Below are 21,268 nucleotides of genomic sequence, written 5' to 3' on the forward strand. Positions count from 1 at the left end.
GATCCGGATTGTCGATGACACCCCGCTTGCAAACAATGATACCGGTGGCACGGTCACGGAGGATGGTGCCGGCAGCCTGAATGGCAACGTGTTGGACAACGATGTGTCCGGTGCAGATACCCCGGCGGTGTTCGTGGGTTGGAGTGCGGCCGGGCATGACAACAGTGCTGCGGTCAGTGCCCTTGGTACTTACGGTACCTTTACCCAGAACCCGACCACTGGCGCCTGGAGCTATACGCTGGACAACAGCAAGGCGGCCACGCAGGCGCTGACGGCGGGCTCGAACCTGAGCTACGACGTCTGGTACACGATGAAGGATGCGGATGGGGACGAGAGCATTGCCAAGTTGACCATCAACATCAAGGGGGCGGATGACAGCCAGAGCGTCACTGTCGTGGCAGCCGGTGGGGCCACCACAACGGTCTACGAAACGGCGTTAGCGGATGGGCGCAATGAGCTGTCAGACCCGGCCCTGAACAGTGACACCCGAGAGGCGGTGAGTGGCACCTTCACAGTGAGCGCAACCGATGGTGTGGCGAGCATCACCGTGCTGGGTCAAAACTTTGTACCGGGCGGCGTGTTGCCACAGGGCATCAATACCGGTAATGGGTTGCTGGATATCACCAGCGTGACGTTGAGCGCGGATGGCAAGAGTGCGACGGTTGGGTACACCTATACCTTGTCGGACAATGTGTTGACCCCGCCGGCAGCCACGGATCATTTCGACGACATAGGTAACTTCATCACGGTGACTGGGGTCAGTGGTGTGACCTCGTCGGCAGCTGACCTGCAGATCCGGATTGTGGACGACGTGCCGACGATGGGCAGCTTTATGTCAGGTTTCATGGCAAATGAACCGATGACATCCCTCAAGGGGTTCTTTGATGTAGAACCGGGAGCTGATGGCCTGTCTGCCTTCAACATCACTGGGCCAGCCATAACTGGTGTGAGTTATAGCTCCTCCAGTGCATACAATCTGGATGGCAGTTTGTTGAGTACCACCTTGTTGGCAAGCGCCAGTGGGAGTGGCTTGTTCTCCTTGACTGTGTTTGCTGACGGGCATTATCAGTTCAATCTGATCAACTCGGAGGTCGCCCGTGACGAGACGTTCTCGTTGTTGAATCTCACGGCAGGAGGGCCGCAGCCATGGGTACAAACGACGGATGGGCGGATAGAGTTTACGGGTACCAGTAATGGTGTGAACTCTTCTACCCAGGGTTTTGGTATCGATAACCAGTTCCTGGGCAATGGTGAGAGTGTCACCATGGAGTTTCATAATGTGGGGGCTGCTGGTGACAACCCTTCTACATCCGATCCCAAGTTGATCGATAAATTGACGCTGACCAATAACAGTATCAATGGTTCTTTGACCATACAGTGGACTGCCGTAAACACCCTGCTGGATCCGTCCGATCCTCTCTATACCCAGACGGGCACCATGGTGGTGAGTGGTACGAGTACGGTGATTGATCCATCGATCAGCTTCAACGTAGTAACAATTACAGGTATCAGTGGATCAGGGCAAGGTGTGCGTTTTACGGAAGCAATTGTCTCGACACGGATTTTGCCTGCTAATCAGGATCTGTCTTTTGGCATTCAAGGAACGGATGGAGACGGTGATACAACAGCCACTTCGACTCTCCACATTGGCGTCGTATCGGGGGATGGGAGTTATACCCTGACTGGCACTGGCGGTGATGATGTTCTCGCGGGCAGCTCACAAGATGATGTGATCTCCGGCGGTGGGGGACATGACTTGGTGGATTACAGCGACGACGGCGCTGCGCATACCATCAATCTGCTCGCTGGTACCGGTTCTGGGGGCGATGCAGAAGGAGATAAATATAGCTCCATTGAAGGTGCAATTGGTGGAGCTGGTAGTGATACTCTGATCGGCAACGGAGCAGATAATTTACTGATTGGCGGGTTGGGCAACGATATTCTGACAGGAGGAGATGGCAAGGATACCTTCAAGTGGCTAGCAGGGGAGGCCGATGGCAGTGTGGACAAGATAACCGACTTCACCTTGGGTTCGGGCAGTAATGGTGATGTGCTGGATCTGTCGCAATTACTGGACAATGTGCCGGGCAGTGCCAGCAATAGTGAGCTAGCCAGTGCCCTCAACAGCTATCTGACGTTCGATACGCTCAATAACAAGTTGACTATCGATACCAATGGTAGCACTGCGGGTGGTGGGCAATTGACGGTTATGTTCCAGGGGGGGGCGGATCTGACCCATGGTGGCACCACCACCACAAACCAGGCCATTATCGAGCAATTGCTTAACGATGGTAACCTCAAGATAGATCCGCACCCCTGATGACGCCGATGGAGGGCAGGCTTGCCTGCCCTTTGTTGCTTGTGGATGAAGGGCGTTAATATAGGCAGGATCGAAGGTGTGAGAGAAATATGGAACCATTCAACTGGGTCGACATCGATGGTATTCGCTACAGCTGGGATGGGCAGGACAACATTGTCTGCACCGGCCGTTTCGGCTATCAGACCACGATGACGGGTGATAAACTCAACGGTCTGGAGCTGGAGAGCGAGGATGGTGACGTGGCAGGACTGCTCGACGTGGACTTTGCCGCCCCCAGCATCCACGTCACGCCAGCCGAGGATGCGCCTTTGCCCCACATGGTGGTGCTGGTTGGCCACGAGTGGGGGCAGCAGGAGTATTCATTGCAGAGTCTGAGCAGCACCTCCTTGCAGGGACTGCTCAGCCACAGTGAAGATATCGACTGGAGTGGTCTGATGATGGCGACGGCTCCAGAGTCGAGTGCACCATCGCAAGGCCACGTTCTGTCGTGGGACTCTTTCCACTTCGACGATGAGCCCTTGCTCGGAGCACAGGCGCCGGCCTCAGTGATGACAAGCCATGGCAGCCCGCTTGGAAACGAGATAAGCATCAACATCGACATGACCAACCAGGTGCTGGAACAACTCCCTCCGCTGCACGATATATGAATCCCAATCGACGACGTGCATAATGGCCTCCATCTAATCGATGGAGGTTTTTTCTATGTGGCGTCCCCTTCTTACCCTGTCTGCGCTGGTTGTCAGTGCCCCACTGCTTGCCATCGAGGTGCCGCAGGCGCCCCATCTTGTGGTCAGTGGCTACGCGGAGCAGAAGGCCGAGCCCGATATGCTGACGCTGAATGTGGCGGTGACCGCGCTGGAAAAGCAGGGCATCAAGGCCAAGCAGAAGGTGGATACCAAGGTCGCCGCTTTCTTTGGACAGCTGGAGAGTCTCGGCATCAAGCGCAGCGATGTGGAGGCCGGCAATCTGGTGATCTCCCCCGAGTACCAGTATCCCCAGAACAAGCAGCCCGAGATGGTGGGCTATCGTGCCCAGCGTCAGCTGGCGGTTAAGCTCTATCAGCTCGACAAGCTCAGCCAGTTGATGGACACCGCCCTCAAGGCGGGTCTGGAGTCCGTCACCCAGATTGAATACGGCCTCAAGTCACCCCAGGTCATCAAGGAGCAGGCACGCCTTGGCGCGGTGGCGGATGCCACGAGCAAGGCGGAGTCTCTGGCCAAGGCCTTTGGCATGAAGCTTGGCAAGGTATACAGCGTCGAGTATCGCAACAGCTCCCCTGTCCCTGTCTATAGCCGCGCCATGAAGGCCGCCGCTGCCCCTGCTGGCGACATGATGGAAAACAGCTACCAACAGCAGCAGATCAGCATCACGGACAACGTGGAAGCCGTCTTCCTCCTGGAGTGACGGGCAGCAACCCTCTCTGTACTTGACCCAAACCCGGGGCCCTGCCTCGGGTTTGTCGTTTATGGGCCAAGGCGGGGCTATCGGCGTCAACAAACCAAGGTCGGTTGCTAACTCGAGCCAGATCAGGAAAAGAAGGGTGGCCGATATCACGCAAGCAGAGGCAGCAAGAAAAATGCCGGTCAGTGACCGGCATTCTGAGATGGCAGTGAGGGATCAACCGAGGTTGGTGGCTACCCGGCGCTGGCTCTTCTGCTTGAGCAGGTAGCCGATGCCGAGAACCAGGACCCAGGCCGGGATCAGCTCGACCGAGATGCGGGTGCCGTCGTTCATGTACATGATCACCAGGATGGCGGCCATGAAGGCGAGGCAGAGGTAGTTGCCAAACGGGCTCCACAATGCCTTGAACTTGGTGGTGACCCCTTCGGCGGCCTTGATCTTGCGGAATTTGAGGTGCGCCAGGCTGATCATGGCCCAGTTGATGACTAGCGCGGAGACCACCAGGGACATCAAGAGGCCGAAGGCCTTGCCCGGGATCAGGTAGTTGATCAGCACGCACAGCAGGGTGGCCGCAGCCGAGATGGTGATGGCGGTCAGGGGCACGCCGCTCTTGTTGGTCTTGAGCAGCGCCTTGGGACCGTTGCCCTGCTTGGCCAGGCCAAACAGCATGCGGCTGTTGCAGTAGACGCAGCTGTTGTAGACGGACAGCGCGGCGGTCAGCACCACCAGGTTCAGCACGTTGGCCACCAGGTTGCTGTCCAGGGCGTGGAAGATCATCACGAACGGGCTGCCGCCTTCCACCACCTTGCCCCAGGGATAGAGGGAGAGCAGTACGGTCAGGGCGCCGATGTAGAAGATGAGGATGCGGTAGATCACCTGGTTGGTGGCCTTGGGGATGCTCTTCTCGGGGTTGTCCGCTTCCGCCGCCGTGATGCCGACCAGCTCCAGGCCGCCGAAGGAGAACATGATGAAGGCCATGGCCATCACCAGCCCGCCGACGCCGTTGGGGAAGAAGCCGCCCTGGGCCCAGAGGTTGCTGACCGTGGCCTCGGGGCCGCCGCTGCCGGAGAACAGCATCCAGCCGCCGAATCCGATCATGCCGAGAATGGCGACGACCTTGATGATGGCGAACCAGAACTCCATCTCGCCGAACGCCTTGACGTTGGAGAGGTTGATGGCGTTGATCAGCACGAAGAAGAAGGCAGCCGACATCCAGGTCGGGATCTCGGGCCACCAGTACTGTACATAGATGCCGACCGCCGTCAGCTCGGCCATGCTCACCAGCACGTAGAGCACCCAGTAGTTCCAGCCGGAGGCGAAGCCGGCAAAGTCACCCCAGTACTTGTAGGCAAAGTGGCTGAACGAGCCGGCAACCGGCTCTTCCACCACCATCTCGCCGAGCTGGCGCATGATGAGGAAGGCGATGAAGCCGCCGATGGCATAGCCCAGTAGCACCGAGGGGCCCGCCATCTTGATGGTGTCGGCAATGCCGAGGAAAAGGCCGGTCCCGATGGCACCGCCCAGTGCGATGAGCTGGATATGGCGGTTTTTCAGGCCACGCTTCAGCTCTTCGCCTTGTTGTTGAAGATCCATTCTTCCTTCCTTACGTCGCTGAATTCACTCGTTTTCGCCTCGTCGGCCATGGCACTTCCTGTGCCCGGCGCAGCATCTTGTGCCGAAAACGTGACGAAATCCGTATTTATATCGTTACGGTTTGCCGCTGGCTGTTTTTTGTAGCGGCTACCAACCCGAGCAGAATAGTGATAAACGCCCCCTCATGCACCTGTTTTCATCATCATTGGCTGGTTTTTTGTGCGCCACGCAGGTTTTTTATGATCTTGGAAGGGGTTTTGGAAGTGATTGCTGGCTTTGTGAGCGATTGATATTTCTGGTATTGACATGTGGGTGCGTTGGTGAATTGATGGCCCTTTCTCAAGAAAGGACTCATATGATCGAACGTATTGTCGCCGGGCTGTTGTGCGCCGTGCTGTGGCTGGGAGTCTGGCTGTCCCCCATGTTGTTGACGATGGCGATGGCCTGCCTGCTCGTCTGGGGATGGCAGGGGGCGGATTATCTGGTGAGCCACATTGCCATGGTCCTGGCCCTTGCCGCCGGCCTGGGGTTGCTCCCCGCATGCTGGCTGAGCGAGCGGGTGCGCAAGCGCCACGGGCTGCTCCGCTTTCACGGCATGTTGATGAACAACAGGGAGCTCAACCAGCCCCCATCCCGTCCTCTCCCCTGAATGCCGTGACGCCTGCCAGCCGCAGGCGTCATCGCTCTTCTGTCTGGTTGTCTCGTTATCTTGCCACGGGTCTGATCCGGTGCGCGTCCCGTGCGTATCAGGCTGCCAGCACAGCTTTCCTTTAGCAGAGTTGGCGGCGCAGGCCGGTCGCCTCCAGGATCTTGGCGCTGATCTCCTCCACCGAGTGGGAGCTGGTATCGAGGAAGCGGATCGCCTCCTGGCGAAACAGCCGCTCCACGCTCGCAAGCTCCTGTTCGCACTGTTCCAGCGAGGAGTAACGGCTGTTGGCCCGTCGCTGGTTGCGGATCTCGTGCAGCCGCTGGGGCGCAATGGTGAGGCCGAACAGCTTGTGACGATTGGCCTTGAGGGCGGCGGGCAGATCCAGCGTACCCATGTCCTGCTCGATGAAAGGGTAGTTGGCGGCACGAATGCCGAACTGCAGCGCCAGGTAGAGGCTGGTTGGCGTCTTGCCGCAGCGGGAAACCCCGATGAGGATGATGTCAGCCTCCTCGTACTCCTTGGTGGTGATGCCGTCATCGTTGGCCAGCGCGAAGTTGACCGCCTCGATGCGATCGTCGTAGAGCTTGCGGTTTTCCATGCCATGGGTGCGGTGCAGCCTGGGCTCAGCCTTGATGCCGAGCTCCTGCTCCAGGGGGCTCACGAAGGTGTTGAGAAAATCGTGGTGGCTGGCCTGCGCCTTCAGCACCTCCTCGCGCACCTGCGGGTCGACGATGGTGTGAAACAGGATGGGGCGCACCCCGGTCTGGCGAAACTGCTCGTCGATGCGGCCCCGCACCTGGCGGGCCTTGTCCAGGGTCTCCACGAAGGGGATGGTGACCTGCTCGAAGGCGAGGGGAAACTGGCTCAGCACGGCGTGGCCGAAGACCTCGGCGGTGATGGCGGTACCGTCGGATACATAAAATACGGTGTGCACTGCGGACTCCTGTGGGGCGCTTCTGGGGAATGACGAGAAATAAGTATCTCTCGAAACCATATCGTTTTTGTCAACAGATCTGCCGTACCCAAGTTGTGAACTGGCTTGCAAACCTGAGTCGTTACCTTTTTGTGTCGCTATTGTAGAATGCCTGTGTCAAACGGCCATCCCCAACTCTTGCTCGGGGATATTTTTGACAATAAGTAGAAAACGTTTTCATGGTCGTTGGCAACAGACACCAACAAAAACACATGATTTGGCACAGCTGGTGATTGGTCACCCTGGCCCCCCAACCTGGAGACATGCAAATGCAACAGTACGTACTCTGGTACGAACAGCTCGGTATGCAGGACGTCGAGCGCGTCGGCGGCAAGAATGCATCCCTTGGCGAGATGATCAGCAACCTCTCTGGTGCCGGCGTGTCCGTGCCGGGCGGGTTCGCGACCACCGCCTTTGCGTTTAACGAGTTTCTGGAGTTAAGCGGTCTGAACGGCAAGATCCACGACCTGCTCGACAGCCTGGACGTGGACGATATCGCCGCCCTCAACCGAGCCGGCCAGCAGATCCGCGACTGGGTGGTGGAAGCGCCGTTCCAGCCCGCGCTGGAACAGGCCGTGCGTGATGCCTATGACAAGCTGAGCGCCGGGCTGGAGGCCTCCTTTGCGGTGCGCTCCTCCGCCACCGCGGAAGACATGCCGGATGCGTCGTTTGCCGGCCAGCAGGAGACCTTCCTCAACGTGCGCGGCATCGACGCCGTCATGACCGCCATCAAGCATGTGTTTGCCTCTCTGTTCAACGATCGCGCCATCTCCTACCGGGTGCATCAGGGGTATGACCACAAGGGCGTCGCCCTCTCCGCAGGGGTGCAGCGCATGGTGCGCTCGGATCTCGCCGCCTCCGGCGTCATGTTCACCCTGGATACCGAATCCGGTTTCAATGACGTCGTCTTCATCACTGGCGCCCAGGGACTGGGCGAGATGGTGGTGCAGGGGGCCGTCAACCCGGACGAGTTCTACGTCCACAAGCCGACCTTGAAGGGCGGCCGTCCCGCCGTGGTGCGCAAGACCCTGGGGTCCAAGCTCATCAAGATGACCTACTCCGACGATGCCGGCCACGGCCGTCAGGTGAAAATTGTCGACACCTCCGAGGCCGAGCGCAGCCGCTTTTGCATCACGGATGAAGAGGTGATGGCGCTGGCCAAACAGGCCCTCATCATCGAGCAGCACTACGGTCGCCCGATGGACATCGAGTGGGCCAAGGATGGTCAGGATGGCAAGCTCTATATCGTCCAGGCCCGTCCGGAAACAGTGCGCAGCCGCCAGGAGGCGAACACGCTCGAACGTTTCGCCCTCAAACAATCCGGCAAGGTGCTGATCGAGGGGCGCGCCATCGGCCACAAGATCGGCGCGGGTCCGGCCCGAGTCATCTCCTCCATCAGCCAGATGGATGAAGTGCAGCCTGGCGATGTGCTGGTCACCGACATGACCGACCCGGACTGGGAGCCCATCATGAAGCGGGCCTCCGCCATCGTCACCAACCGCGGTGGACGCACCTGCCACGCCGCCATCATCGCCCGGGAGCTGGGCATTCCGGCGGTGGTGGGTTGCGGCAACGCCACCGATCACATCCAGGATGGCCAGCTCATCACCGTCTCTTGTGCGGAAGGGGACACCGGCTTCATCTATGACGGCGAGCTCGACTTTGACGTGGCGGTGACCGAGGTGGGCAACATGCCGCGCCTGCCCATCAAGGTGATGATGAACGTCGGCAACCCGGACCGCGCCTTCGACTTCGCCCAGCTGCCGAACGCCGGCGTGGGCCTGGCCCGCCTCGAGTTCATTATCAACCGCATGATCGGGGTGCACCCCAAGGCGCTGCTGGAGTTCGATCAGCAGACACCGGAGCTTCAGGCCACCATCAGCAAGATGATCGCGGGCTACGAGAGCCCCCGCGAGTTCTACGTGGCCAAGCTGAGCGAGGGGATCGCCACCTTGGCGGCCGCCTTCTGGCCGGAGCGGGTCATCGTGCGGATGTCGGACTTCAAGTCCAACGAGTACGCAAACCTGGTGGGGGGCCGTGGCTACGAGCCCCACGAAGAGAACCCCATGATCGGCTTCCGTGGCGCGTCGCGCTACATCGCCGACAGCTTCCGCCCCTGCTTCGCCCTCGAGTGCGAGGCGATGAAACGGGTGCGCGACGTCATGGGGCTGACCAACGTCGAGGTGATGATCCCCTTCGTGCGTACCCTGGGTGAGGCGGAGCAGGTCATCGACATCCTGGCCGAAAACGGCCTGCGCCGTGGCGAGCGCGGCCTCAAGGTCATCATGATGTGCGAGCTGCCCTCCAACGCGCTGCTGGCGGACAAGTTCCTCGAGCACTTCGACGGCTTCTCCATCGGCTCCAACGACATGACCCAGCTCACGCTTGGACTTGATAGGGACTCCGGGCTCATCGCCCACCTGTTCGACGAGCGCAACGAGGCGGTCAAGGCGCTGCTGGCCATGGCCATCGCCGCCGCCCGCAAGGCGGGCAAGTACGTGGGGATCTGCGGCCAGGGGCCGTCCGATCATCCGGACTTCGCCGCCTGGCTGGTCGAACAGGGCATAGACTCTGTGTCCCTCAACCCGGATACCGTGGTCGATACCTGGCTCTATCTGGCCGAGCAGCACAAGGCCGGCTAAGCCCGTCCCCCGCTCTTCAACGATACGGCGCCGCAATGGCGCCGTTTTTGTCTGCGCCCCCCTTTTTCTGTTACAAGGGGAGGGAGCAAGGCTGCTTCCCGCGACTCACAGGACGACCCCATGACCTCATTGCAATGGCAATCCGCCACCCTGGCCCTGCGCGGCCACCGTACCCTGGTAATCCCCGAGCTTTGCCTCACCCCGCAGGCATGCTGGGCCTTCGTCGGCAGCAACGGCAGCGGCAAGACGGCGCTCGCCTCGGCCCTGTGCGGCGAGCTCGCCCTGCGCGAGGGGGCCGCCAGCGGCCGGGTGAAGGCGATGCGCCTCTCTTTCGAGTCGCAGCAGCAGCTGGGAGAGCTGGACTGGCAACGGCGCAACACCGACATGCTGGGGGAAGAGGAGGAGGCAGGTTACCGGGTGTCGACCCTGATGCTGGATGAGGGGGAAGAGCCCGCGGCGCGTGCGCTGCTGGCCCGCTTCGGTATCGAGTCCCTGTGGGATCGACCCTATCGCTATCTCTCGAGCGGGGAGGGGCGTAAGCTGTTGCTGGCCCGGGCCCTGCTGGGGCGCCCCGAGCTGTTGGTGCTGGATGAACCCTTCGATGGGCTGGATCAGGGGGCCAGGGCCTCCCTGATGGCGCTGCTGGCGCAACTGGTGACAGAGGGGCAGCGGCTGGTGGTGATCGTCAACCGCTTCGACGAGATCCCTCCCTTCGCCACCCACCTCGGCCTGCTCGGCGAGTGCCGCCTGCTGCTGGCGGGGGAGCACGAGGCGGTGCTCGGCAGCCGGGAAGTGGCCCAGCTGGCCCGTGCGCAGACGGCCTCCCCCCGGTTGCCGCCTCCGCTCACGGCGCCCGCCCCCTTGCCCCCGGGGCCCAGGGTCGTCATGCGCGCCCTGCGCGTGGCCTACGGGGAGCAGATTGTCATCGACAACCTCGACTGGACGATGGGAGAGGGGGAACACTGGCAACTGGTGGGGCCCAACGGCGCCGGCAAGTCGACCCTGCTCTCCCTTATCACAGGGGATCACCCGCAGAGCTACAACAACGATCTCCACCTGTTCGGGCGGCGGCGGGGCAGCGGCGAGAGCATCTGGGAGATCAAGCGTCACATCGGGCTGGTGAGCCCGGCGCTGCACCTGGACTATCGCGTCGGCTGCTCGGTGCAGACGGTGATCCTCTCCGGCTTCTACGACTCCATCGGGCTCTACACCCGGCCGGGGGATCGCCAGCTGGCGCTGGCCAACCAGTGGCTGGCCCTGCTGGGGCTCGAGCAGCAGGGAGCAATGCCCTTCCACGGTCTCTCCTTTGGCCAGCAGCGCCTGGTGCTCATCGCCCGGGCCCTGGTCAAACACCCGCCGCTGCTCATCCTGGATGAGCCCCTGCAGGGGCTGGATCCCCTCAACCGCCACCTGGTGCGGGAGATGGTGGTACGCCTCGTGGGCGAGGGTACCCAGTTGCTGTTCGTCTCCCATCACTCCGAGGATGCGCCCCCCGGCCTCACCCACAGGCTGAGCTTCGTGCCAAGGGAGGAGGGGGGATACGACTATCTGCAGGAGCGCCTGGGGGATTGAGCCGCCCGGGCGACATGATCAGAGCGGGGCCGGCCCGGCGAGGAGTGGGGGCATGCCCAGCAGCCCTCACCACAGCCCGAAGAAGAGCATGATCCCGAGCCAGAGCCAGACCAGAGAGTGGCGGGTGGCGGCCATGCCCGTCATGGTCACCGTGAGTGCCACCCCGAAGGCGATGAGGGCAAACATCAGGGGGGCCATGTTGTCCATCACTTGGCTATTTCACCAGAGAGAGGATCTGGCGAAACGCCGGGTGTCGGCAATCCCCCATCAGCTCATAGAGGCACATCTCCACCGAGGTGAGGGCCGCCCCCCGGGCCGCCAGCTGACCGATGGCGAGTTCCCGGTTGGCGGCGCGACGGGACGACACCGCATCCACCACCAGCGAGACCCGGGCGCCGCTGGCCAGAAGCCCCAGCACGCTCTGGTAGACGCAGATATGGGTCTCGATGCCACACACCAGCCAGTGGTCGACCCCGCTCTCGGCCAGCGCGGTCGCCACATCGGGCTCCCCCAGGGCGCCGAAGCTGAACTTGGGGAGCACGGGATCCCCCGCCTGCAGCGGCTGCAGCTCGTGGACGGTGGCGCCGAGTTTCCCGGGGGTTTGCTCCAGCCAGACAACCGGCAGCCCCAGCGCCCTGGCCCCCAGCACCAGCCTGGCGGTATTGGCAATCAGGGCGTCGCTCTCCTCGACCAGGCGGGCGAGCCTGCCCTGGATATCGACGACCAGCAGGCCGGTGGTGTCGTGCTCAAGCATGAATGTCTCCTTGTTTGTGGCGGGTTGCCTGGTCTGGTGCCCAATGACGCCGGGCTTTTGGCTGGATGACTGCGCGGCGCATCTTCACTCGCTCGTCGTGCCCGGGCGCTCAAGGTAGGCCAGCGCCTCTATGTTGTTGCCGTCCGGATCGCGCAGGAAGGCGGCGTAGTAATCGGGGGCATAGTGGGGACGCAGCCCCGGCAACCCGTTGCAGGCAAAGCCGGCCGTGACGCCGGTCCGATGGAACGCATCCACCTGGGCAGCTGTACTGGCCGCGAACGCGAGATGGCAGGGGGCGCCCCGTTCGCCGCGCTCTATCAGGAAGCCCACCTTGTCGCGGCCTATAGGGCCGAAGCCTGCGGCGTCTTCATCCGCCCATTTGAGCTCTATCAGGAGGTGCGCCAGCACGGTTTCGTAGAAGCGTCGGCAGTCGTCGACGTTTACCACCTTGATTTCAACATGATCGAACACAGCCGCTCCTTGTGCTGTCTGGATGAAGAAGGGGGGCACAATCGCCCCTCGGTGCCGCAGTGGGCTCTGGATAATGGGTATCGAATGACCACAATAGGCCAGATGCTGCCTTCAACGGCATGGGAGAAGCCCGTAACTGTGTGTGTCGTCAAAGATTTTTTGCCAAGGCGCCGGCCAGACCCAGTCAGCATTCGGGCAAGCTTGCCCGGTTTTGTTGCTTGGCGAAGGGAGCAAGCTCTGTTATGGTGTCATCAATTGGCCGTTTGGACGGCTAGATGGTCGCGTTGTCGCTTCTTTCCTGACACCGACCGCCCACCGCTTTTGATCATGTAGACAGGGAGTTTCTATGCAGCGTCGTACCTTCTTCACCCTCTCCGCCCTGGCCCTGCTGGCCGGCAGCCTGCCCTTCTCCGTCCTGGCCGCCGATCCGGCCAAGAAGGAGATCGTCATCGGCACCACGGTCGGGGACTTCGCCGACATGGTGACCGACTCCATCAAGCCCCAGCTCGAGGCCAAGGGCTACCAGGTCAAGCTGGTGGAATTCACCGACTATGTGACCCCCAACATCGCCCTGGCCGACGGCTCGCTCGACGTGAACTGCTTCCAGCACAAGCCCTATCTGGACAGCTTCTCCAGGGATCGCGGGCTGTCGCTCGCCCCCATCACCCAGGTGCCGACCGGTCCCATGGGGCTCTACGCCGGCAAGCTGGCGGATCTGAAGGCGCTGAAAGAGGGGAGCACGGTCGCCATTCCGAACGATCCCACCAACCAGGCGCGGGCGCTGCTGATGCTGCAGGATCTGGGCTGGCTGACCCTCAAGGAGGGGATCAATCCCCTCAAGGCGAGCGAGTTCGACGTGGTGAAGAACCCCCACGGCATCAAGCTGGTGCTGCTGGAGGCGGCCCAGCTGCCGCGCTCCCGCGAAGACGTGGACTTCTCCGTCATCAACGGCAACTTTGCCGCCTCGAGCGGCATTCCGTTCAGCTCCGGCCTCTTCCTCGAACGCAGCTACGACTTCATCAACTGGGTGGTGGTGAAGAGCGCCGACGCGGACAAGCCGTTCGCCAAGGACGTGGCGGCCGCCTACAACTCCCCCGAGTTCAAGGCCTATGCCGCCAAGCGCTTCGTGGGCTACAAGTATCCCCAGGGCTGGCAGCCGAAGGGCTGAGGGCCACACCAAAGACAAAAAAACGGGCACCCAGGTGCCCGTTTTTCATTGGCATGCCGCGAGGGCGGCAGAGGTACTCAGTAGTGGCGCAGCCACCAGCGGGCGGCAAGGAGCGCGGTCAGGCTGCCGAGCAGGGCGCTGGCCAGCACGTCCAGAGGCCAGTGCATGCCGATCAGGGTGCGTGACAGGCCGATGCCGAGGGCCCAGAGTGGTAACAGCCAGACCCCGGCGGGGGCGCGCGCCAGCCAGATCAGGCCGAAGAACTGGGCCAGGCTCATGGCGGCGATGCTGTGGCCGGAGGGGAAGGCGTAGTTGACCTCGGCCCCCCAGTGCTGGCCGAGCCAGGCGGGGAGCGCGAGCAACTGGGTGGCCGCATGGACCTGCTCGGCGCGCAGCGCCTGGCTGCCGGCATAGAACTGGCGAATGTCGGGGATGAGGTGCTGACTCTCCAGCCAGAGCAGGTAGGGCCTGGGCTCTTCGGTCAGTGTCTTGATGAGGCTCTTGATGATCCAGTCGCTCGCGAGCACGGCAAACAGGGCGCCGGCCAGCGCCAGCAGGGCGCGACCATCCAGCGTCAGCTTGTGCCTGGTCACCAGCAGCAGGGCGACAACGGTCAAGGCCAGGCCGGGCACATCCACCATGCGGGTCAGGGCGTAGGGCCACCACAGCCAGCCCGATTGCAGGGACTGGGTCATGAACGGCTGCCAGGGCAGGCAGACGAGCAGCAGCAGCGGCAGCAGCAGCACCGCGTTGAAGCCAAGCACCCGACGGCGTGGCAACGAAGAGGAGTGAGTCGGCATAACGGGCCCATCGTGGGGCGCGGGGCGCGCCAAAAAAGAGGCGCCATTGTGCCAGCCCAGGTCCTGTGGTCAAGGCGGGAGAGGGGCGGGGCAACATGCTGTTACATATGGCGGTGACATATTAGTAGTGGTGGCGCTTGCCTGGGCGTGAGCCGCGACGTCAGGGCTCACGCCTGCGGGTCGGGCGCATGCCCCGGGTGCGCCCTGGAACAAGCCCCTGAAAATTCGGTTCGTTTGGGCTAGAATGGCGCGCCTGTGGCCCTTGTGGATGAGAAGCGTGCCGATGAAGATCGTGGTTGATGAAAATATGCCCCATGCCCTGGAGCTGTTTGCCGAATTTGGCGAGGTGATCCCCCTGCCGGGACGAGAGATACAGGCGGCGGATCTGCAAGAGGCGGACGTGCTGCTGGTTCGCTCCGTGACCCGGGTCAACGCCTCGTTGCTGGCGACCAGCCCCAGGCTGAGCTTCGTGGGTACCGCCACCATAGGCACGGATCACGTCGATCAGGGGCTGCTGGCGGATCGGGGCATTCCCTTCTTCAGCGCCCCCGGCTGCAACAAGGTGTCGGTGGGGGACTATGTGCTCTCCGCCCTGCTGGTGCTGGGGGAGCGCCATGAGCTCGACCTCGCTGCCATGACCCTGGCGGTGATCGGGGCCGGCAATACCGGCGAGTGCGTGGCCGGCAAGGCCGAGGCACTCGGCATGCGGGTGCTGCGCTGCGATCCGCCCAGGGCCCGCAGCGGCGCGGCGGGGGAGTATGTGGATTACCAGACCGCCCTTGGCGCCGATATCGTCAGCTTCCACGTCCCCTACACCCGCCAGGGGCAGGATGCCACCTTCCACCTGCTGGGGGCGAGGGAGATCGCCGAGCGCCCGGCCGGGCAGATCCTCATCAACGTCTCTCGTGGCGAGGTGTGGGACAACCAGGCCCTGCTCGCCCGCCAGCAGGGGGCTCATCCCCTGCGGCTGGTGATGGACGTGTGGGAAGGGGAGCCGGCGCCGCTGCAGGCCCTGGTGCCCCATACCGAGCTGGCGACCCCGCACATCGCCGGTTACAGCCTGGAAGGCAAGGCGCGCGGCACCTGGATGCTCTACGAGGCGCTCTGCAAACAGCTTGGCCGCCCGCCGCGCCAGGATCTGCAATCCCTGCTGCCTCCCCCCGAGGTGCGCGAACTGACCCCCGGGCAGCCGGCGGATCAGAGTCTGATCAAGCAGCTGGTCCACCTCATCTATGACGTGCGCCGGGACGACGCCCGTTTTCGCAACCGGATCGGGCTGCCCGGCAGCTTCGATGAGCAGCGCAAGCGCTACCCGGAGCGGCGCGAGCTCTCCTCCCTGCAGCTGAAGGGCCCCTTCGCCGACGACAGACTGGCCCGCCTGGGCTTTTGTGTCCCGGCGGTATAAACCTGAATTCAACGGGCAGGGAGACGGACGCAATACCGGATCCTTGCCCCGGCCCGGCACCTTGGCCGGGCCAGCCATCTTATCGAACACGCCTGCCATGCGGGGCCCGCCATCCGTGGGACCCGATCGGCGGCAGCACAGGAGACACAACAGTGAGTCAGCAATTCAACGTAGCGGTATTGGGCGCGAGCGGCGCCGTGGGTCAGGCCATGATCGAGATCCTGGAGGAGCGCGCCTTCCCGGTCGCCACCCTCTACCCGCTGGCCTCCAGCCGCAGCGCCGGCGACACAGTGCGCTTTGGCGGCAAGAACGTCGACATCCTGGACGTGGAGGAGTTTGACTGGAGCCAGGTGCAGATCGCTCTTTTCTCCGCCGGGGCCGAGGTCTCTGCCAAGTGGGCGCCCATTGCCGCCGAGCACGGCTGCATCGTCATCGACAACACCTCCTGCTTCCGTTACGACGAAGAGATTCCCCTGGTGATCCCGGAGGTGAACCCGGACGCCCTGGCGGATTTTCGCAACCGCAACATCATCGCCAACCCCAACTGCTCCACCATCCAGATGCTGGTGGCCCTCAAGCCCCTGCACGATGAGGTGGGCATCGCTCGCATCAACGTGGCGACCTACCAGTCCGTCTCCGGCTCCGGCAAGGAGGGGGTGAGCGAGCTGGCGGGCCAGACCGCCCACCTGCTGAACGGCCGTCCGGTGGAGCCCACCCTCTATCCGCAGCAGATCGCCTTCAACCTGATCCCGCAGATCGACAGCTTCACCGACAACGGTTACACCCGGGAAGAGATGAAGATGGTGTGGGAGACCCAGAAGATCCTCGGGGATGCCAGCATCGCCGTGAACCCCACCTGCGTGCGGGTGCCGGTGTTCTACGGCCATGCCGAGGCGGTCCACGTCGAGCTGCATCAGCCGCTCGACGCCGAGCAGGTGAAAGAGCTGCTGCGCAATGCCCCGGGCGTCACCCTGTTCGACGACGAGAACGACTATCCGACCCCGGTACGAGACGCCACTGGCCAGGACGAGGTGATGGTGGGCCGGGTTCGCCAGGATATTTCTCATCCTTGCGGTATCAATATGTGGATCGTGGCCGATAACGTTCGTAAGGGCGCGGCGACCAACAGCGTGCAGATTGCCGAACTGCTGGTACGCGACTACCTCTGAGGCCGGTTGCCGGCCCGTGGCGGGGAGGGAACCCCGCCCTTGAGCCGAAGCAGCGGCCCCGGGATGTGACCGGGCACCCACTCTCCGGTTTTAGGAATGTTGAGTGATATCAGTGAACTAGGTTTTTTTCTACACTCTGGTTCGCGTCCGGAACGACCATCTGGTGGTCGCCGGGCGTGAAATATGTCGCAACGCTGGCTTGAGACCGGCGCCTGCTTTATATTGAGCCGATTGTTTTGGGGTAACTATCCAGGTTTTTCAATGTGATAGGGCCGTCATACGAAGGAACGAATATGGGACATTCCCGCATAACGCTGGCAACGCTACTCGCATTGGGGCTTCTGGGCACGGTTCAGGCTGACGAGGCGGGGCGCGAGCCTTTCTTTGTCGAGCTCAAGGGACCGGATGGTTCCCCCCCTCCCGCCGTACAACCAGAGCCCCGGGCCCAGCCCGTGGCGCCAGTTACCCTGCCCAAGGCGCAACCCATAGTGCGCCAGGTCGCCACTGCGTCGGCCGGCAGTTATGGTCCCGTTCGTCCCACCGATACCCTGTGGAGCCTGGCGAGCAAACATCGCCCCTCCAACCGGGTGAGCGTCTACCAGACCATGGTGGCGATCTATGACAAGAACCCCAGAAGCTTTGCCGATGGCAACATCAACCACATTCTGGTGGGGTCGCGCATCCTGCTGCCGACGGCCGCCGAGGCGGGCCGCATCACGGATGCCGAGGCGCGGCGCCGCTTCAACAGCGACAACGCGAGCTGGAAGGGGTTGAGCCCCAAATACCTGGCGAACAAGCAGACTCAGACTGCCCAGCCCGTCGTGAGCAAACCGGCTGCGCCAGTCAAGCCGGCCCCAGCGGCAACGAACACTGCGCCCAAGGCGGCCCCGCTCCCGGTGCCGGCTGCCAAGGCACCGGCGCCCCTGCCGGCCGCCGACGCCAAAGAGACGGTCAAGGCGCCGCCCGCGCCGGTCACCGCGAGTGCCGCCAGCGCCACGACGCCGACGTCTCTGCCTGCCGCCCCGGCGGGCAAACCCTCCACCGAGATGGCGCTGGCTCTGGAAGACGCCAATGCCCAGCTCGGCCAGGTCACCGAGATGAACCACAGGCTCAAGCTGCGCCTGCAATCCCTGACCGAAGAGGTGGAGACCCTCAAGGCCCAGCTGCAGGATCAGACCGCGCTGCAAAAAGAGGTGGCCGAGCTCAAGGCCAAGCCGGTGCCCCCCGTGGTGGCGCCCGAGCCCAAGCAGAGCTGGCTGATGGAGCTGCTCTCCTCGCCTCTCAACCTCGCCATGATCATCCTGCTGCCGGTGCTGCTGGTGCTGGCCCTGGTGACGCTCTGGCTGCGGGCCCGCGCGCGCCGGGAGCTGGAAGAGCAGGAGAAGAGCCTGTCCGAATCCACCGCCATGGTGATGGGGGAGGAGAGCAGCGAGTTCGATCAGCTGATGACGGTCGGCATCACGGATGAAGATTCCCTGCACCCCATGCCGGATCTTAATGAGCCGGAGACACCGCGGGAGGAGAAGACCCAGGCCGACATCGTCTTCAGTGAGGATGATACGGCGCTTTCCGCCTTTGACGTGGAGCCGGCGGTGACGACGGTGCGGGACCCGGATCTGGTGCCCGAGCTCGATCTGGCTCACGAGGGGGACTTCGCGTTGCCCGGTGGGCCCGATCTCGATCTCTCCGGCGAGTCTGATACGGCCCCCCGTGGCCGCGACGAGCTCATGAGCGAGGAGGAGCTGCAGGCTGCCCTGTTTGCCGATCTGGATGCGGAGATCGAGGCGGATCTGGCAAAGGCCCAGGTTGAGAGCCGCAGCCAGCGTGACGACGAGCTTGCCAATTTCGACCTGAGCGATATTGAGACCGGCTTTGACGAGCCGGCCGGCAAGGGGCTGCCGGACGAAGACGCCGGCTATGGCAAGGACAATGTGGACGACATGCTGGCCGAGCTCGGGCTGGAGCCCGCCAAGGGGACGACCCCGGCCTGGGATCCCAACGAGCTGGCCCTGGCGGACTTCGAGGATGCCTTCGCCGAGGTGGAGCCTCACCAGAGCGATGTCAAACCCCGCGAGCAGGCGCAGGCCAACGACTACGTGGAGATCGACAAGCTCCTGGCCGATGCCAACGCCAGCAACACGGAGCAGGAACCCTATCAGGGCTTCTCCCTGGACGTGGGGCTGGACGGTTTCCCCGAGGTGCTGCCGGACTCCAACGGCTTCGACGTGGACGCCGACGACGGTGGTGTGGGGGCCAAGCTGGATCTGGCCCGTGCCTACCTCGAGATCGACGACAAGGAGAGCGCCCGGGAGCTGCTGGAAGAGGCGGCGGCCCAGGGCAGCGAGCACCAGCGCAACGAGGCAGAGAAGCTGCTCAAGCGCCTGGGATAAGCGGCCGCTTGTCATGCATGAACCAGGAGGGCAGCCCGCGGGCTGCCCTCTCTCTTTGGGGCACACTGCACCGCTGCCTCGCCCGGTCTGGGACTTTTGGGCCCGAGCGCGTATAATCCGCCCCGTTTCTTTCACTGCATCCTTTCATCAGAAGACACCTTTACCCATGCGAATTGCCCTTGGTATTGAATATGACGGCAGCCGGTACTTCGGCTGGCAGCGTCAGCGCGAAGTGATCAGCGTGCAGGAGGAGCTGGAAAAAGCCCTCAGCCGCATCGCCAACCACCCCGTCTCCATCCAGTGTGCCGGGCGCACCGATGCGGGGGTGCACGCCACCGGTCAGGTGATCCACTTCGATACCGAGGCGAACCGCGCCGAGGGGGCCTGGACCCTGGGGCTCAACTCCAACCTGCCGCCGGACATCGCCGTACGCTGGGTCAGGGAGGTGGACGAGAACTTCCATGCCCGTTTCAGCGCCACCGCCCGTCGCTACCGTTATGTCATCTACAACCACAACTACCGCCCGGCGATCCTCGGCAGCGGCGTCAGCCACTACCACGAAGCCATAGACGCCGATCTGATGCACCAGGCCGGCCAGTCTCTGCTGGGCGAGCATGACTTCAGCACCTTCCGGGCCATCGCCTGCCAGTCCAACACCCCCTGGCGCAACGTGACGCACCTGTGTGTCAGCCGCTCCGGCCCCTATATCGTGCTCGACATCAAGGCCAACGCCTTCCTGCACCACATGGTACGCAACATCACCGGCTCCCTGCTGCTGGTGGGGCAGGGGCTTCAACCGGTGGAGTGGATTGCCGAGGTACTGGCGGCGAAGGATCGCAACCTGGCGGGCCCGACCGCCAAGGCGGGTGGCCTCTATCTGGTGGATGTGGATTACCCGGCGGAATTCGGCTTGCCCCAGCCGCCCCTCGGCCCGCTTTGGCTGCCGGACTCGGCACCGGGTACGACCAGTTTTTAGTAACTGGGCCCGAAAATTTGTGGTTTAATGATCCGTCGTTTATTGCCATCGAGCCGTTAAGTCATTGAACAATCAAGGTTCGATGTGTTTTGTCAGGCACAAATGCATTAAGGAATTCCATGAGCTGGCTTGAGAAGATCCTTCCCAAGAGCAAGATCACCACACCGCGTCGTCACAACATTCCGGAAGGGGTGTGGACCAAGTGTACTGCTTGCGAACAGGTGCTCTACCGGGCAGAGCTGGAGCGCAATCTCGAAGTGTGCCCCAAGTGTGACCATCATATGCGCATCAGCGCACGTGCCCGTCTCGAGAGCTTCCTCGACGCCGAGGGACGCAGTGAAGTCGCGGCCGAGCTGGAGCCGCAAGACATCCTGAAATTCAAGGACTCCAAGCGCTACAAGGATCGTTTGTCTGCCGCCCAGAAAGAGACGGGGGAGAAAGATGCGCTGGTGGTGATGAAGGGGACCCTCAAGGGGGTGCCGGTCGTCGCCTGTTCATTCGAGTTCTCCTTCATCGGGGGCTCCATGTCCTCCGTGGTCGGCGCCCGCTTCGTGCGCGCCGTCGAGGAGAGCATCAAGGAGGGCCGCGGCCTGGTCTGCTTCTCCACCTCCGGTGGTGCGCGGATGCAGGAAGCCCTGTTCTCCCTGATGCAGATGGCCAAGACCAGTGCGGCGCTCGACAGGCTCACCAAGGCGGGCCTGCCCTTCATCTCCGTGCTCACCGACCCCACCATGGGTGGTGTCTCCGCGAGCCTGGCCATGCTGGGTGACATCAACGTGGGCGAGCCCAAGGCGCTGATCGGTTTTGCCGGCCCCCGCGTCATCGAGCAGACCGTGCGCGAGAAACTGCCGGAAGGCTTCCAGCGCTCCGAGTTCCTGCTGGAGAAGGGTGCCATCGATCTCATCATCGACAGGCGCGAGATGCGCAACCGTCTGGCCGGTCTGCTGGCCAAGCTGATGAACACTCAGGTCATCGAAGACTGAAC

Annotated in this window: 18 protein-coding genes; 12 read left to right on the top strand and 6 right to left on the bottom strand. The window is 62.7% G+C overall.

The window, feature by feature from the left end:
- The 3 genes from J9885_RS14970 to J9885_RS14980 form a co-directional block, all read left to right on the top strand.
- A partial coding sequence (locus J9885_RS14970; protein WP_210549910.1) for a VCBS domain-containing protein occupies positions 1–2,320 on the top strand: 2,320 nt, incomplete at its 5' end.
- Between the two features lie 89 nt (positions 2,321–2,409).
- Positions 2,410–2,967, top strand: a complete 558-nt coding sequence (locus J9885_RS14975; protein WP_210549911.1) for a hypothetical protein — start codon at positions 2,410–2,412, stop codon at positions 2,965–2,967.
- 55 nt (positions 2,968–3,022) lie between these two features.
- A complete protein-coding gene (locus J9885_RS14980; protein WP_210549912.1) occupies positions 3,023–3,724 on the top strand; it encodes an SIMPL domain-containing protein in 702 nt (233 codons plus the stop codon).
- Between the two features lie 213 nt (positions 3,725–3,937).
- Here J9885_RS14980 and J9885_RS14985 read toward each other — a convergent pair whose 3' ends face one another.
- Complete coding sequence (locus J9885_RS14985; RefSeq protein WP_210549913.1) at positions 3,938–5,314, bottom strand: amino acid permease; 1,377 nt, start codon at positions 5,312–5,314, stop codon at positions 3,938–3,940.
- 355 nt (positions 5,315–5,669) lie between these two features.
- On the opposite strand from J9885_RS14985, the gene J9885_RS14990 reads away from it, so the two are divergent.
- Positions 5,670–5,963 (top strand): hypothetical protein, encoded by a 294-nt coding sequence (locus tag J9885_RS14990; RefSeq protein ID WP_246876975.1) that lies wholly within the window; start codon positions 5,670–5,672, stop codon positions 5,961–5,963.
- A gap of 121 nt (positions 5,964–6,084) precedes the next feature.
- Here the strand turns inward: J9885_RS14990 and J9885_RS14995 are convergent, their stop codons facing one another.
- On the bottom strand, positions 6,085–6,897 hold the full coding sequence (locus tag J9885_RS14995; RefSeq protein ID WP_210549914.1) for a pyruvate, water dikinase regulatory protein: 813 nt from the start codon (positions 6,895–6,897) through the stop codon (positions 6,085–6,087).
- 308 nt (positions 6,898–7,205) lie between these two features.
- Between J9885_RS14995 and ppsA the strand changes: the two genes are divergently transcribed.
- A complete protein-coding gene (gene ppsA, locus J9885_RS15000; RefSeq protein WP_210549915.1) occupies positions 7,206–9,578 on the top strand; it encodes a phosphoenolpyruvate synthase in 2,373 nt (790 codons plus the stop codon).
- Between the two features lie 120 nt (positions 9,579–9,698).
- Entirely contained in the window at positions 9,699–11,150 is a 1,452-nt protein-coding gene (gene modF / locus J9885_RS15005) for a molybdate ABC transporter ATP-binding protein ModF (RefSeq protein ID WP_210549916.1), read from the top strand.
- 66 nt (positions 11,151–11,216) lie between these two features.
- Here modF and J9885_RS20120 read toward each other — a convergent pair whose 3' ends face one another.
- From J9885_RS20120 to J9885_RS15015, 3 genes are all read right to left on the bottom strand, one after another.
- Positions 11,217–11,348 carry a hypothetical protein gene (locus J9885_RS20120; protein WP_281705948.1) on the bottom strand — a complete coding sequence of 44 codons (132 nt, stop codon included), beginning with the start codon at positions 11,346–11,348 and terminating at the stop codon, positions 11,217–11,219.
- Between the two features lie 16 nt (positions 11,349–11,364).
- On the bottom strand, positions 11,365–11,904 hold the full coding sequence (locus tag J9885_RS15010) for an isochorismatase family protein (protein ID WP_210549917.1): 540 nt from the start codon (positions 11,902–11,904) through the stop codon (positions 11,365–11,367).
- Positions 11,905–11,988: 84 nt separating this feature from the next.
- Positions 11,989–12,375, bottom strand: a complete 387-nt coding sequence (locus tag J9885_RS15015; protein ID WP_210549918.1) for a VOC family protein — start codon at positions 12,373–12,375, stop codon at positions 11,989–11,991.
- 346 nt (positions 12,376–12,721) lie between these two features.
- Between J9885_RS15015 and J9885_RS15020 the strand changes: the two genes are divergently transcribed.
- Entirely contained in the window at positions 12,722–13,543 is an 822-nt protein-coding gene (locus J9885_RS15020) for a MetQ/NlpA family ABC transporter substrate-binding protein (protein ID WP_043759729.1), read from the top strand.
- Positions 13,544–13,620: 77 nt separating this feature from the next.
- Here J9885_RS15020 and J9885_RS15025 read toward each other — a convergent pair whose 3' ends face one another.
- A complete protein-coding gene (locus J9885_RS15025; RefSeq protein WP_210549919.1) occupies positions 13,621–14,343 on the bottom strand; it encodes a phosphatase PAP2 family protein in 723 nt (240 codons plus the stop codon).
- 283 nt (positions 14,344–14,626) lie between these two features.
- Between J9885_RS15025 and J9885_RS15030 the strand changes: the two genes are divergently transcribed.
- From J9885_RS15030 to accD, 5 genes are all read left to right on the top strand, one after another.
- Positions 14,627–15,748 carry a 4-phosphoerythronate dehydrogenase gene (locus J9885_RS15030; protein WP_210549920.1) on the top strand — a complete coding sequence of 374 codons (1,122 nt, stop codon included), beginning with the start codon at positions 14,627–14,629 and terminating at the stop codon, positions 15,746–15,748.
- Positions 15,749–15,900: 152 nt separating this feature from the next.
- Complete coding sequence (locus J9885_RS15035; protein ID WP_210549921.1) at positions 15,901–16,917, top strand: aspartate-semialdehyde dehydrogenase; 1,017 nt, start codon at positions 15,901–15,903, stop codon at positions 16,915–16,917.
- A gap of 293 nt (positions 16,918–17,210) precedes the next feature.
- Positions 17,211–19,307 (top strand): FimV/HubP family polar landmark protein, encoded by a 2,097-nt coding sequence (locus J9885_RS15040; protein WP_210549922.1) that lies wholly within the window; start codon positions 17,211–17,213, stop codon positions 19,305–19,307.
- A gap of 166 nt (positions 19,308–19,473) precedes the next feature.
- Positions 19,474–20,283 carry a tRNA pseudouridine(38-40) synthase TruA gene (truA, locus tag J9885_RS15045; protein WP_210549923.1) on the top strand — a complete coding sequence of 270 codons (810 nt, stop codon included), beginning with the start codon at positions 19,474–19,476 and terminating at the stop codon, positions 20,281–20,283.
- A 119-nt stretch (positions 20,284–20,402) separates the two neighbouring features.
- Positions 20,403–21,266 (top strand): acetyl-CoA carboxylase, carboxyltransferase subunit beta, encoded by an 864-nt coding sequence (accD, locus tag J9885_RS15050; protein WP_010675139.1) that lies wholly within the window; start codon positions 20,403–20,405, stop codon positions 21,264–21,266.
- Positions 21,267–21,268: the final 2 nt, after the last annotated feature.

The sequence above is a fragment of the Aeromonas sp. SrichE-2G genome, assembly GCF_017939565.1.
Classification (GTDB): domain Bacteria; phylum Pseudomonadota; class Gammaproteobacteria; order Enterobacterales; family Aeromonadaceae; genus Aeromonas; species Aeromonas taiwanensis.

What these genes read in the sequence shown, in the direction of transcription:
- J9885_RS14975 (WP_210549911.1), top strand. Translation starts at nt 2,410, where the DNA reads ATGGAACCATTCAACTGGGTCGACATCGATGGTATTCGCTACAGCTGG.
- J9885_RS14980 (WP_210549912.1), top strand. Translation starts at nt 3,023, where the DNA reads ATGTGGCGTCCCCTTCTTACCCTGTCTGCGCTGGTTGTCAGTGCCCCA.
- J9885_RS14985 (WP_210549913.1), bottom strand. Translation starts at nt 5,314, where the DNA reads ATGGATCTTCAACAACAAGGCGAAGAGCTGAAGCGTGGCCTGAAAAAC.
- J9885_RS14990 (WP_246876975.1), top strand. Translation starts at nt 5,670, where the DNA reads ATGATCGAACGTATTGTCGCCGGGCTGTTGTGCGCCGTGCTGTGGCTG.
- ppsA (WP_210549915.1), top strand. Translation starts at nt 7,206, where the DNA reads ATGCAACAGTACGTACTCTGGTACGAACAGCTCGGTATGCAGGACGTC.
- modF (WP_210549916.1), top strand. Translation starts at nt 9,699, where the DNA reads ATGACCTCATTGCAATGGCAATCCGCCACCCTGGCCCTGCGCGGCCAC.
- J9885_RS20120 (WP_281705948.1), bottom strand. Translation starts at nt 11,348, where the DNA reads ATGGCCCCCCTGATGTTTGCCCTCATCGCCTTCGGGGTGGCACTCACG.
- J9885_RS15010 (WP_210549917.1), bottom strand. Translation starts at nt 11,904, where the DNA reads ATGCTTGAGCACGACACCACCGGCCTGCTGGTCGTCGATATCCAGGGC.
- J9885_RS15020 (WP_043759729.1), top strand. Translation starts at nt 12,722, where the DNA reads ATGCAGCGTCGTACCTTCTTCACCCTCTCCGCCCTGGCCCTGCTGGCC.
- J9885_RS15025 (WP_210549919.1), bottom strand. Translation starts at nt 14,343, where the DNA reads ATGCCGACTCACTCCTCTTCGTTGCCACGCCGTCGGGTGCTTGGCTTC.
- J9885_RS15030 (WP_210549920.1), top strand. Translation starts at nt 14,627, where the DNA reads ATGAAGATCGTGGTTGATGAAAATATGCCCCATGCCCTGGAGCTGTTT.
- J9885_RS15040 (WP_210549922.1), top strand. Translation starts at nt 17,211, where the DNA reads ATGGGACATTCCCGCATAACGCTGGCAACGCTACTCGCATTGGGGCTT.
- truA (WP_210549923.1), top strand. Translation starts at nt 19,474, where the DNA reads ATGCGAATTGCCCTTGGTATTGAATATGACGGCAGCCGGTACTTCGGC.
- accD (WP_010675139.1), top strand. Translation starts at nt 20,403, where the DNA reads ATGAGCTGGCTTGAGAAGATCCTTCCCAAGAGCAAGATCACCACACCG.